The organism is Massilia sp. PAMC28688 (genome assembly GCF_019443445.1).
GTDB lineage: Bacteria > Pseudomonadota > Gammaproteobacteria > Burkholderiales > Burkholderiaceae_D > Telluria_A.
Genome location: NZ_CP080378.1, coordinates 2,990,360 through 3,002,913, shown reverse-complemented (window position 1 = coordinate 3,002,913; position 12,554 = coordinate 2,990,360). Strand labels below are relative to the sequence as shown.

Annotated in this window: 9 protein-coding genes; 8 read left to right on the top strand and 1 reads right to left on the bottom strand. The window is 63.8% G+C overall.

Translation table 11 applies throughout. The features are described from left to right. The first annotated feature begins 150 nt into the window (after positions 1–150). Entirely contained in the window at positions 151–618 is a 468-nt protein-coding gene (locus KY495_RS13465) for a hypothetical protein (RefSeq protein ID WP_219879931.1), read from the top strand. A gap of 514 nt (positions 619–1,132) precedes the next feature. On the opposite strand, the gene KY495_RS13460 is transcribed toward KY495_RS13465, so the two are convergent. After that, on the bottom strand, positions 1,133–2,377 hold the full coding sequence (locus tag KY495_RS13460) for an adenylate/guanylate cyclase domain-containing protein (RefSeq protein WP_219879930.1): 1,245 nt from the start codon (positions 2,375–2,377) through the stop codon (positions 1,133–1,135). Positions 2,378–2,768: 391 nt separating this feature from the next. On the opposite strand from KY495_RS13460, the gene KY495_RS13455 reads away from it, so the two are divergent. From KY495_RS13455 to KY495_RS13425, 7 genes are all read left to right on the top strand, one after another. Further along, positions 2,769–3,506, top strand: coding sequence for a 2OG-Fe dioxygenase family protein (locus tag KY495_RS13455; RefSeq protein ID WP_219879929.1), 738 nt, complete (start codon positions 2,769–2,771; stop codon positions 3,504–3,506). A 39-nt stretch (positions 3,507–3,545) separates the two neighbouring features. Further along, positions 3,546–4,898 (top strand): hybrid sensor histidine kinase/response regulator, encoded by a 1,353-nt coding sequence (locus KY495_RS13450; RefSeq protein ID WP_219879928.1) that lies wholly within the window; start codon positions 3,546–3,548, stop codon positions 4,896–4,898. A 375-nt stretch (positions 4,899–5,273) separates the two neighbouring features. Beyond that, entirely contained in the window at positions 5,274–5,972 is a 699-nt protein-coding gene (locus KY495_RS13445; protein ID WP_219879927.1) for a CerR family C-terminal domain-containing protein, read from the top strand. After that, entirely contained in the window at positions 5,969–7,351 is a 1,383-nt protein-coding gene (locus KY495_RS13440) for an efflux transporter outer membrane subunit (RefSeq protein WP_219879926.1), read from the top strand. The genes KY495_RS13445 and KY495_RS13440 overlap by 4 nt, the downstream gene beginning before the upstream one ends. Before the next feature lie 41 nt (positions 7,352–7,392). Continuing rightward, complete coding sequence (locus KY495_RS13435; RefSeq protein WP_219879925.1) at positions 7,393–8,553, top strand: efflux RND transporter periplasmic adaptor subunit; 1,161 nt, start codon at positions 7,393–7,395, stop codon at positions 8,551–8,553. Positions 8,554–8,558: 5 nt separating this feature from the next. Then, a complete protein-coding gene (locus KY495_RS13430) occupies positions 8,559–11,681 on the top strand; it encodes an efflux RND transporter permease subunit (protein ID WP_219879924.1) in 3,123 nt (1,040 codons plus the stop codon). A gap of 201 nt (positions 11,682–11,882) precedes the next feature. Then, complete coding sequence (locus KY495_RS13425) at positions 11,883–12,530, top strand: PEP-CTERM sorting domain-containing protein (protein WP_219879923.1); 648 nt, start codon at positions 11,883–11,885, stop codon at positions 12,528–12,530. Positions 12,531–12,554 lie beyond the last annotated feature (24 nt).

The window sequence follows — 12,554 nt, the reverse complement described above, 5'->3', positions numbered from 1 at the left end:
TTGCGATGCTGATGATCCCGCTAGGTCCGGGAAAAACTCCGCTGGCCTTAAGGGCCTGCGGCGGCCTCCAGGTGAACCCTTAAAGGTAAAATGTGGGTACTGGAGTTAGTGCGTCTGTTTTTACACGGCCTGGGGCGGTAGCGGCCTGTCGTGATAGTCCGTGATTTTTCCACTTCGGCAATCTGCTATCCTTTCGCCAATGGCGAGATCAGCCAACAGCAGCCCTTTAGATGGAGAAGTGTAAGTTCTATCACGATAATGCTAAACCAACCTAATCCCTACACGTCTATTCGGCCAAGCTGGACCTATTCATTTGTAACGGGCGCACTTACGGTAACCGCCGCCGTTTTCGGTATGTATCTGGCAAAGTGTGGGGTAGTCGACGCCGTTGGCTTCACCATCCTTTTGTTCGGCCTGTTCATGCCGGCAGTTCCTCAAATTCTGCTAGGCGTACCTGCAATTGTGCTTTGTGTGGCGCTTTGCGTGCGCCAGAACGTGATCAAACTAATCAACAAGCGCATAAGCATGCCCGGTTTCGTTTGGGTCGCGCTGGGTCTGGCCATGGGAATGACGTACGGATGGAATACACCGCTCTACGGATGCGCGCTAAAAACCTGAACCATGACTGTATGGTGCGCTTAATCTTGACGATTCAAGTCTACTGCTAACTTAGGTTGCAAAGTCCGCTATGGGGGCGGAAGCTGCCTGATATCAAAGTGATCTTTGAAGTAGCCTCCACGCCTTGCGTGCTGTTTTTCCGGTTTCCATATTCCCCCTGTAACGCGCAAGGAGCGGCCGTGATTTGCTGTCGGCGGCCCGTATGCTCCGTTGTACGGTTGCCCCCGCTTCTTTACCGAGTACTTCAGGGTCCTGCATTAAGAAGCCCCCATTTCGGTATGGCGATAACCTCGGGGCAGTTTTCTGTCGATCCCGCTGATCGTGGCCGTACTGGTCATCATAGTGAATCCAGAAATCAGCTACTTGAGGATGAGATATGCTTTTGTCCGCTCGCGTTTTCAGCTGCGGTCGAGGTTGATCGGATGGATGCGCTTGTCCAGTCCTACCTACGCAACCAGCAATTTCTGGGCGCGGTTCTGGTGGCAAGAGGTGACACCATTCTGCTCGACAAAGGCTAAGGGCCGGCATGGGGGGCGCGCAGCAAACAGGCGCCCGACCCGCACGGCTCGACATCAAATTGCCCCTGCAAGCGCTCGCAGGCAGCTGCGGACACTTGCACCCGGTCCGCCGGTGCGCTCGCTTCCATGCGGCTGGCCATGTCGACCGACGCGCCCGCCATGTCGAAGCTATAGCGGTCCTTGCCGATCACCCCGGCGATCAGGGTGCCGGTATGAATGCCCACCCGGATGCTGATCGGCAGATTAAAGCGCGCTGCCGTGCGGCGCGTGATGGCCACCATCTCCAGCCCGAAACGGGCCATGGCCACAGTACGGCGCAGTTCCGGCACCGGCGCACCGCACACGGCCAGGTAACCGTCGCCGATGGTCTTGACCTTGGTCACGCCGTAGCGCTCGGCAGCGACATCGAATTCATGAAACAGCTCGTTGAGCAGCTGCAGGTGAGGACGCGGCGCCAGCCCGCTCAGCTGGGAAAAGCCGGCAAAGTTGGAATACAGGATCGCCGTCTCGGCCTGCGTGTCGGCCACCGGCAGTTCGCCCTGTTCGATCCGCTCGGCGATCTGCGATGGCACCAGGGCAAACAGCAAATTTTTGTAGCGCTCCTTTTCACTGGCCAGGTCGCGCCGGCTGAGGAACTGGCGCCGGCGCAAGCGCTCGAGCATGGTGCAGGCGGTGGCGCCGAGCAGGTAGGCCATCACCAGGTTCGAGAAATTCCCATACAAGAACAGCGTGAAATCGGCCTTGGAATACCAGTAGTTCGCGCCCAGGTAGACCGCCAGCACGCCCGCCCCCGTCCAGGCGGCCGTGGCCACGCGCAGGTGGGCCATGGTGAAGGTGGCCAGCAAGATGATCAGGAAATTGCCCTCGGCGACAGCGCCAGACAAGCCGTAAAAACCCGGCTCGAACACTATCAAGATGGCGGCCACCAGCACGCTGTAGACGATCAGGAAGGCGCCCGCCACCGACTCGACGAAACGGTACGCCTCAGCCGTGCCAAGCGCGAGCCACACCGCCCCACACAGGGGCAGGATCAGGTAGGTGCGGATATTGGTGGCGCGGTAGCCGTAGACGGAAATCTGGTTGTCCTGCCACATGAACAACAGCGCCATCAGCGCGGCCAGCAGCACGCCCCAGCGAAACTCGCGGGCCGCGTCGCGACGATGGTCGAGCAGGAATTCCTGTTCGGCCACCGGGTCGGTAAAGCGCAGGCGCAGCGGCGTGGCAATCGGGAATCTGGACATCGTCTGTAGGGCCAGCAGGCACGGGCGCGCGTGGCGAAAAGCAACATCTTATCCCAGTTTTGCAAAACGGCATGTAGACACGGCACTTTGCTTAAAATGCCTGTTCACCCAGGAAAAATCGTATGGACTGCCGTTCCCACTGCGGTGCCTGCTGCACCGCTGGAGCAAGCCACAGCCCCCGGGCATTGAAGTGTTCCCTACTTCCTGCTCATAAGCATTGATCTTCAGCTGGAAGATGGTTCGGTCTATCGCATGTTGTCCCAGCTCGACGATGGCAATGGGAGCGGTTATTGCGATTTGGACTGAGTTATTCGGGGGACCCGAAAGCAGCGCCGAAGGGGCGCCGATGGACCACCTCGCGGCACCGCCGCAAAAATGTTACCCTTGCGTAATGACATCTTACGCGCCACCTTTCACACCCCTGCCCACTCTGGCCGCCGCCCTCAAAATCCATGGCTACGCCCTGCTCGCCGCCCGCGATGTGGCGGCGCTGGCCGGCTGCAGCCTGGACCAGCTCGATACCCTGATTCCCAGCTGGGATGCGCTGGCCCAGGATAACTACCTCAAGGATGGCGGCAATTACCGGCGCCGGCGCCACGCGTGCTTCATCGACGATGGCGCGCAGCTGGTGCAGACAGCGCACCGTGCACACTGGCAGCCGATCGAGTACAACGCCCTGCACGGCGGCATGCACCGCCTGTTCGAGCCGATTGCCCCCGCCACCGTGGCCAATCCTGCGTGGGCCAGGCTGCTGCGCGCCCTCGGCCAGGTGTGTTCCTCGGTGCGCGCCGCGCAGCCGTGGTATGTGGAGGCGCACCAGTTCCGCATCGATACCCTGGAAGGCATTGGCCGGCCCACGCCGGAAGGCGCGCACCGCGACGGCGTCGATTTCGTGGCCGTACTGCTGGTCGGCCGCACCAACATCAAGGGCGGCGAGACGCGTGTGTTCGAAGCCGATGGCCCGGGCGGCCAGCGCTTCACGATGACCGAACCGTGGACCTTGCTGCTGCTCGATGATGCGCGCGTGATCCACGAGTCCACGCCGATCCAGCCGATTGGCCCCGACGGCCACCGCGACACCCTGGTGCTCACGTGGCGTGCGCACGCTTTCCAGGGCGAGGATGCGTGATATAGTCAGATCTAACCTATGAAGGCGTCAGGAGAAGCCGTGGATCCGTCTTTCGAATTCCAGCCAGAGCAGTTTGAAATCCTCATTGTCGAAGACAGTCCCACCCAGGCAGAGCGCCTGCGCCGCCTGATTCAGTCGAAATCCTACCGCGTGCGGGTGGCCACCAATGGCCGCCTGGCGCTGGCACTGCTCAGGGAACACCGTCCGCAGCTGGTCCTGTCCGACATTATCATGCCGGAAATGAATGGCTATGAACTGTGCAGCGCCATCAAGACCGATCCCGCCCTGCGCGACATTCCCGTGATCCTCGTCACGGCCCTCAACGACCCCAAGGACATCATCCGCGGCATAGAATGCGGGGCCGACAATTTTGTGCGCAAGCCGTATTCGGAAGAGTATCTGCTCAGCCGCATCCAGCACATGCTGGTCAACACCAAGCTGCGCGAAGCGCCGGCCGACGAAGGCATTGCCCTGTACCTGGGCGAGCAAAAGCATTTCATCAATGCGGGACGCCAGCAGATCCTGGACCTGCTCATTTCCACCTACGAGCAGGCGGTGCAGGTCAATGGCGAACTGCAGGCGCGCGAACGCCAGGTGATTGAACTGAACATGCGCCTGGCGCACCACGCCGCGGAGCTGGAAAACACCAACCGCGAAATCGCGCACAAGAACCTGGAACTGGCCGAGGCGAGCCGCATGAAGTCGGCTTTTATCGCCAACATGTCGCACGAGCTGCGCACACCGCTCAACGCCATCATCGGCTTTACCGGCGCGCTGCTCATGAAGCTGCCCGGCCCGCTCACGCCCGACCAGGACAAGCAGCTCACCACCATCCGCACCAGCGCGCGCCACCTGCTCTCGCTGATCAACGATATCCTCGATGTGGCCAAGATAGAAGCGGGCAAGGTAACGCTGGCGGTCGAGCGCATCCTGTGCCAGGACCTGGTGGCCCAGACGGCCGACACGCTGCGCCAGCTGGCTGCGCAAAAGTCACTGGTGCTGACGGTGGACATGCCGCCCGAACCGATCGTGGTCGATTCTGACAAGCGGGCGCTGACCCAGATCATCATCAACCTGATCAACAATGCCATCAAGTTCACCGACAGTGGTTCCATCAAGGTGTCGCTGGCACAAAAGCTGGAAGGCCAGTCGGTGCTGACCCAGTTCCACGTGCAGGACACGGGGGCCGGCATCAAGGTGGAAGACCAGCACAAGCTGTTCCAGGCCTTTTCGCAACTCGATTCCACCTCCACCCGCCATGCCGAAGGGGCGGGCCTGGGCCTGTACCTGTGCCAGAACCTGGCCAACCTGCTCGGGGGTACGCTGTCGTTCGAGAGCGCGTATGGCCAGGGCAGCACGTTCACCCTCACCCTGCGCGGCCCGCGCCAGTAATCAGACCACGTCGGACCTGCCCCCGGGGCGAAAAAAAACGCCCGCGAACCTTGCGGTGGCGGGCGGTAATCCAAACTTCAGAGAAGTATTGGAGGAGACAGTGCCAATATAGGCCTTTTTATGTTGCGCCGCAATACAGTAGAACTACTACACTAATGTAGCGTTGCCAGCCGACAACAAACGGCTGCTTTTATTCGGCCCTCTTCCCGCTACCCCGTTGATCACTGCGCCATTCCAGCTTGTCACATTGATAAATGCCCCTTCGCCCACCCATGCGGTAGCGCGACAAAAATGACCAGACTTGCGTTCAGGAATTTAAACTAAACAAGCGATTTAGTTATATCAAACGTTTGACTTTTATGTTGTAATCTCGGGATGGAAAAACCACCCTCCCCTGCCGACGAGGCGCGCAAGAGCCGGTCCGATGGTGTGCAGTCACGCGAACGCCTGCTGCTGACTGCCATGCGCCTGTTTGCCGAACAAGGCTTTGCCCGCACCTCGACCCGCGAAATCGCGCTGGCAGCCGGCACCAATGTCGCCTCCATCAGCTACTACTTTGGCGACAAGGCCGGCCTGTACCGGGCCGCATTCACGGAACCGGCGCCCTGCCCCCGGCGCGACACGGCGCCGGCCGCGCCCCTGCCCCTGCGCGAAGCGCTCACGGCGTTCTACGCGCAGTTGCTCGCCCCGCTCAAGCAGGGCGACCTGGCGCGGCTGGCCATGCGCATGTGGTACCGGGAGATGCTCGAGCCGACCGGCCTGTGGGAAGAAGAAATCGACAATGGCATCAAGCCAGCCTACGCCGACCTGGTACAGGTGCTGGAACGCCACCTGCAGGCCGAGCATGACGACGACCTGTCGCGCCTGGCTTTTGCCATCGTCGGCATGGCCACCCATCTGATGGTGGCGCGCGACGTCATTGACCAGATCCGCCCCCAGCTGCTGGGCAGCGAGGCCGCCATTGACAGCTGGCTGGCACGCCTGGTCGACGACGCCGAAGCGCTGGTTGCGGCCGAGCAGCGCCGCCGCAGCCCGCCCGCCAGCCCCATCCCATCACGAAAGAAAACCGCATGAAGCGAGCGTCTACCTTACTGGCCGCCGCCCTGGCGCTGACCCTGGCCGCCTGCGCCGGGGCACCGCCGGCGCGCGTGGCGCTGCCGGCACCGGAGCAGTGGCACGCCCCATTGCCGCATGGCGGCAGCCTGACGGCACTTGCCGGCTGGTGGCGGGAACGGGGCGACCCGGTGCTGGTGCAGCTGATCGACCAGGCCCAGGCAGCCAGCCCCGACATCGCCGCCGCCGCCGGCCGGATTGCCCAGGCGCGCTCGCAGCGCACCGCGGCCACGGCGGCCCTCCTGCCCACGCTCGACGCCAGCCTCGGGGTAACCCGCGCCAACCAGCAAAGCCAGCTCCCGGGCGGCACCACCAGCCAGGTGGCGCTGCAATCGGGCTGGGAAATCGACCTGTTCGGCGCGCGCCGGGCGCAGCGCAGCGCCGCCCAGGCCCGCCTGGCAGGCGCCGGCGCCCAGTGGCATGAAGCACGGGTGGCGGTGGCGGCCGAAGTGGCCTCACTCTACTACAGCCTGCGCAGCTGCGAACAGCTGCTGGCGGTGGCGCTGCAGGACGCCGCCTCGCGCGCCGACACCGCGCGCCTGACCCAGCTGACCGCCGAAGCCGGCTTCCAGGCCCCGGCCACGGCGGCCCTGGCCCGTGCCAGTGCCGCTGAAGGCAGCAGCCGCGCCACCTTGCAGCGCGCCCTGTGCGACATCGACATCAAGTCGCTGGTGGCGCTGTCCGGCATGGCAGAACCGGCCCTGCGCACGCGGCTCGCCGCCACCGCCGTGGTGCCGGCGCGCCCGGTTGCCATCACCACCGTGCCGGCACAACTGCTGGCGCAGCGCCCGGACGTGTTTGCAGCCGAGCAGGAAGTGGCCGCCGCCAGCGCCGATGTCGGCAGCGCGCTGGCGCAGCGCTATCCTCGCCTGTCGCTGGCGGGCGCCATCGGCGTGGGGAATTTCCGCACCGGTGGCGAAAACATCCAGACCGATACCTGGACCATCGGACCGGTGGCGCTGTCGGTGCCGATCTTTGACGCCGGTGTGCGCCGCGCCAACGCGCAAGCTGCCAGCGCGCGCTACGACGCGGCCGTGATTGCCTACCGCGCCACGGCGCGGCGCGCGGTGGCCGAGGTCGAAACCGCCCTCGTCAACCTGAACAGCAGTACGGCGCGCAGCAAGGATGCCCAGGTGTCGCTGGAAGGCTACCGCGCCGCCTTTGTGGCCGCCGAAGACCGCTACAAGAATGGCCTTGGCAGCCTGCTGGAACTGGAAGACGCACGTCGCACCCGCCTGCTGGCCGAAAACACGGTCGTCACGCTGGAGCGCGAACGCAACGCCGCCTGGGTGGCGCTGTACCGCGCCGCCGGCGGCGGCTGGCCGCCCCCTGCCCGCTAAGCCATGCCATCCATATCGAACCTCCCGCATCGGAAACCAACATGAAAAATCGATTCAGCAAAATGGCGGTACTGGCAGCCCTGGCCCTGGCCATCCTCGCGGCCGTGCTGCTGGTGGCAAACTCGCGCGCCGACGACGACAAGAAGGCTGCCCCGCCGCGCGCGGCACTGACCGTCACCAGCACCCGCGCCGCGCCGGCCCAGCTGCCCATCAAGCTGGCCGCCAACGGCAACGTGGTGGCCTGGCAGGAGGCCATCATCGGCAGCGAGTCGGGCGGCCTGCGCCTGACCGAGGTACGTGTGAATGTGGGCGACGCCGTCACCAAAGGCCAGGTGCTGGCCGTGTTTGCGTCCGACAGCGTCAAGGCCGACGTGGCTCAGGCCAAGGCAGCCCTGATGGAGGCCCAGGCCAATGCCAGCGAGGCGGCGGCGAATGCGGCGCGTGCGCGCACGCTGCAAAATTCGGGCGCACTGTCGGCCCAGCAGATCAGCCAGTTCATGACGGCCGAAACGACGGCGCGGGCACGCATCGCGTCGGCCAAGGCGGCGCTGGCGGCGCAGGAACTGCGCCTGTCTTACACGCGCGTGCTGGCCCCGGACAGCGGCGTGATCTCTGCGCGCCAGGCCACGGTCGGCTCGGTGGTGGGCGTGGGCACGGAACTGTTTCGCATGATCCGCCAGGGCCGCCTGGAGTGGCGCGCCGAGGTCACGGCGGCCGAACTGGCGCGCATTCGCACCGGCACCACTGCCGTGGTCAAGGCTGCCAATGGCAGCGAACTGACGGGCAAGGTCCGCATGATCGCCCCGACCATTGATCCCCAGACCCGGTCGGCGCTGGTGTACGTGGATCTGCCGGCCAGCGCTGGCGCGAATGCGCCGTTCAAGGCCGGCATGTTCGCCAGCGGCCAGTTCGAGCTCGGTACGTCCGACGCCATGACGGTACCGCAGCAGTCGGTGGTGGTGCGCGATGGTTTCTCGTATGTGTTCCGCCTCAATCCCGACCAGCGGGTGAGCCAGCTGAAGGTGCAGACCGGGCGCCGCCTGGGCGAGCGCATCGAGATTGTCTCTGGCCTGGCGCCCAACACCACGGTGGTGGTGAGCGGGGCCGGCTTTCTCAACGAGGGCGACCTGGTGCGCAATGTGGCGGCCAGCGCCGCCGCACGGTCGGAAAAACTGGCGCCCGCAGGCGCCGCGCCGAGGTAAGCATCATGAATTTTTCCGCCCTCTCCATCAAGAATCCGATCCCGGCGATCATGCTGTTTACGCTGCTGACGCTGGCAGGCCTGCTGGCCTACCGCGCCAATGCCGTGCAGGATTTTCCCGATATCGAACTGCCCATCGTGACCGTGACGGCCGCGCTGGAAGGCGCCGCCCCGGCCCAGCTGGAAACGGAAGTGGCACGCAAGATTGAAGATTCGGTTGCCTCGCTCCAGGGCGTCAAGCACATCTACACGGTGATTCTCGATGGCGTGGCGACCGTCACCGTCGAGTTTATCCTCGAGCGCAACATCTCCGATGCGGTCAATGATGTGCGCGACGCCGTGGCCCGCATCAAGGCCGACCTGCCGGCGGAAATGCGCGACCCCACGGTCACCAAGGCGTCCACCGCCGGGCGCGTGGTGATGACGTTTACGGCATCGGCCGCGCCGAGCGCGCAAGGCCGGCCCATGGACGACCAGGAGCTGTCCTGGTTTGTCGACAATGACGTGGCCAAGCGCCTGCTGAGCGTACCGGGCGTGGGCGCGGTCAAGCGGGTGGGCGGGGTGACGCGGGAAATCCGGGTGGAACTCGATGACGAGCGCATGGCCGCGCTGCAGGTGGCCGCAGTCGATGTGTCGCGCCAGCTGCGCAATGTCCAGCGCGAAGCGCCCGGTGGGCGCGGCGACATCAGCGGCGCCGAACAGTCGGTGCGCACCATCGCCACCGTCAAGACGGCCGCCGAACTGGCCGCGCTCGACATTCCCCTGCCCGGCGGGCGCCGGGTGCGGCTGGACCAGATTGCCACGGTCACCGATACCGTGGCCGAGCCGCGCTCGATCGCCGAGCATGATGGCAAGCGCGTGGTGGGCTTCGAGGTCTTTCGCACCAAGGGTGCCAGCGAGATCGCGGTGGCCGATGGCGCCCGCGCGGCCGTCGCCGAGCTGCAGGCGGCCCACCCGAACGTGGCGCTCAAGGAGGTGATCGACAATGCCGCGCCGGTTCTCGAGAACTTTAACGGCTCCATGGAGCTGCTGTATGAAGGCGCCCTGCTGGCGGTGCTGGTGGTGTTCTTCTTCCTGCGCGACTGGCGCGCCACCCTGGTGGCCGCGGCCGCCCTGCCGCTGTCGGTGATTCCCGCCTTCCTGGGCCAGTACTGGTTCGGCTACACCCTCAATACCGTGACGCTTTTGTCGCTGGCGCTGGTGGTGGGGGTGCTGGTGGACGACGCCATTGTGGAAATCGAAAATATCTCGCGCCACCTGCGCATGGGGAAAACCCCGATGCAGGCGGCCATGGAGGCGGCCGACGAAATCGGCATGGCCGTCATTGCCACTACCTTTGCGCTGGTGGCCGTGTTCCTGCCGACCGCCTTCATGGGTGGCATTCCGGGCCTGTTCTTCAAGCAGTTCGGCTGGACTGCGGTAATCGCAATCCTGGCCTCGCTGGTGGTGGCGCGCCTGCTCACGCCCATGATGGCAGCCTATATCCTCAAGCCGCTGCCGCATGTGGAAGAAAAGGATGGCTGGATCATGCAGCGCTATATCGCGGCCATGAAATGGTGCCTGCGCCATCGCGGCATCACCGCCATCGCCTCGGCAGCTTTCTTTGCCGGCTCCATTGCCCTGGTGGGCCTGCTGCCGACCGGCTTCGTGCCGCCGGCCGACCGGGCCCAGACCATGATCACGCTGGAACTGCCACCTGGCTCCACCCTGGCGGAAACGCGGGCGGCAGCTGAAATGGCGCGCGTGGCGGCCATGAAGGTCCCGGGCGTGACCAGCATCTTCAGTTCGATCGGTGGCGGCTCCAGTGGCGACGCCTTTGCGCCCGGCGCGGCAGCCGAGGCGCGGCGGGCCGTGTTGACCCTGACCACCCAGCACCGCAATGACCGTGAACTGGCACTCAATGAAGTGGAAAGCCGCATCCGTACCAGTCTTGAGCAAATTCCAGGCGCCCGCTTTGCCGTCGGTCCGCAGGACACCGGCGTGAAGATGCGCCTGGTGCTGCGCAGCGAAGACCCGGTGGCGCTGAGCCAGACGGCGCAAAAGGTCGAGCGCGAGCTGCGCACTCTGGAAGGCGTGGGCGGGGTGAGCTCCAGTGCCTCGCTGGTGCGCCCTGAAATCATCGTGCGTCCCGACTTTGCGAGAGCGGCCGATCTGGGCGTGACGGCTGCCTCGATCGGCGAGACGGTACGGGTGGCCACGGCGGGCGACTATGACGTGGCGCTGACCAAGCTGAATCTGTCGGAGCGCCAGGTGCCGATCCGGGTCAAGCTGCCCGACGCCGTGCGCGCCGACCTGGCGGCCATCGAGCGCCTGACGGTGCCGGGCAAGAACGGGCCGGTCATGCTGGCCAACGTGGCCAGCGTGACCATGGAAAGCGGTCCGGCCCAGATCGACCGCCTTGACCGCAGCCGAAATGTGTACCTGGACGTGGAACTGTCGGGCCGCTCGCTCGGTGAAGTCAATGCCGAAGCGCGCGCCCTGCCCTCGATGCAAGCGCTGCCCGCCTCGGTCCAGATCGCGGAACTGGGAGATGCCCAGGAAATGCAGGCCCTGTTTGCCAGCTTTGGCGTGGCAATGCTGATCGGGGTGCTGTGCATCTATGGCGTGCTGGTGCTGCTGTTCAAGGACTTCATGCAGCCGATCACCATCCTGGCCGCCCTGCCGCTGTCCATTGGCGGCGCCTTCGTGGCACTGCTGTTGACCGGCAAGGCCTTGTCGATGCCGTCCATGATTGGCCTGATCATGCTGATGGGGATCGTGACCAAAAATTCGATTCTCTTGGTCGACTATGCCATCCTGGCTCGCAACGCCGGCATGAACCGCTTCGATGCGCTGGTCGATGCCTGTCATAAGCGCAGCCGCCCGATCGTCATGACCACCATCGCCATGGGCGCCGGCATGATGCCGCTGGCCCTTGGCTGGGGTGCGGACCCCAGTTTCCGTTCGCCGATGGCCATCACCGTGATTGGCGGTCTGATTACTTCAACCTTGCTCAGCCTGCTGGTGGTCCCGGCGGTCTTCACTTACATCGATGATCTGGAGCACAAGATCAAGGGCTTGCGCACGCGCTTTGGCCGGGGCAGGAACGAGACAACACACCCTCAGGCGCCGGTATCCCTTACTAAATAATCCTGCTGGGTTAAACACGAGGCACTGCCGTTGGCGTGACGGCATGCCTCCGATCTATTTTTGTTGTATTTTTAAAATTTATCGTTGTAATAATTGTACCGCACAGACAAATTCGATAAAATGTGTTATCGAAAAGCTCTGCCCCGACCTTGCATCTTTTCTCACCCCCCTAAAACCAACAATGGAACTTTTGTGAGAAAAATGTTTGTTCAGTCAGTCATCGTGGCAGCGGCCATGATTGCAGCTCCCGCCATCGCCGGCACGGTCGGCACTGCCTCGGTCAAGGATGTCACGCTCAATACCGAAGCTGCCGACTTCTTCAAGTACGCGTCGGGCGTCAATCCGCATGGCAGTGCCGGTTCCTCCGGTTTCGCCCACGCCTTCAAGGAATACGGCGACGGCGCATGGTCCCATATTGCCGACTTCGAGACCAGGGTCGGCAATACTGGTACCGACATCGCCTCAGTCTTCAGCAATAATCTGATATTCACCTTCACCAATACGACGGGATTGAAGGGAACCTGGACGGTCACGAACAAGGACACGGCCAACGACCTGAAACTCGACCTGGTGTTTGCCATGCACACGGGCGGCGGCAGCGGCGCCTGGCTGTTCAACGACCAGACCATCCTTGCGGGCCAAACCTTGAATGGCATCTGGGCACAGAACATGCGCAATAATGGCGGCAAAACGGGTCAGTTTTCCAACCTGACCTTCTTCTCGCGCAATCTGCTGTCCACGCCCAAGGTTCCCGATGTCATCGAGGAAGTGCCTGAGCCGGCGTCCATCGCGACTCTCGGCCTGGGTCTTGGCCTGCTGGGCCTGATGCGCCGCCGCAAGCAGAAGTAAGCTTTCGCCATATAAAAAAAAGGC

Excerpts from the sequence above, each read along its gene's own strand:
- KY495_RS13460 (WP_219879930.1), bottom strand. The coding sequence starts at position 2,377 with ATGTCCAGATTCCCGATTGCCACGCCGCTGCGCCTGCGCTTTACCGAC.
- KY495_RS13455 (WP_219879929.1), top strand. The coding sequence starts at position 2,769 with ATGACATCTTACGCGCCACCTTTCACACCCCTGCCCACTCTGGCCGCC.
- KY495_RS13445 (WP_219879927.1), top strand. The coding sequence starts at position 5,274 with ATGGAAAAACCACCCTCCCCTGCCGACGAGGCGCGCAAGAGCCGGTCC.
- KY495_RS13440 (WP_219879926.1), top strand. The coding sequence starts at position 5,969 with ATGAAGCGAGCGTCTACCTTACTGGCCGCCGCCCTGGCGCTGACCCTG.
- KY495_RS13435 (WP_219879925.1), top strand. The coding sequence starts at position 7,393 with ATGAAAAATCGATTCAGCAAAATGGCGGTACTGGCAGCCCTGGCCCTG.
- KY495_RS13430 (WP_219879924.1), top strand. The coding sequence starts at position 8,559 with ATGAATTTTTCCGCCCTCTCCATCAAGAATCCGATCCCGGCGATCATG.
- KY495_RS13425 (WP_219879923.1), top strand. The coding sequence starts at position 11,883 with ATGTTTGTTCAGTCAGTCATCGTGGCAGCGGCCATGATTGCAGCTCCC.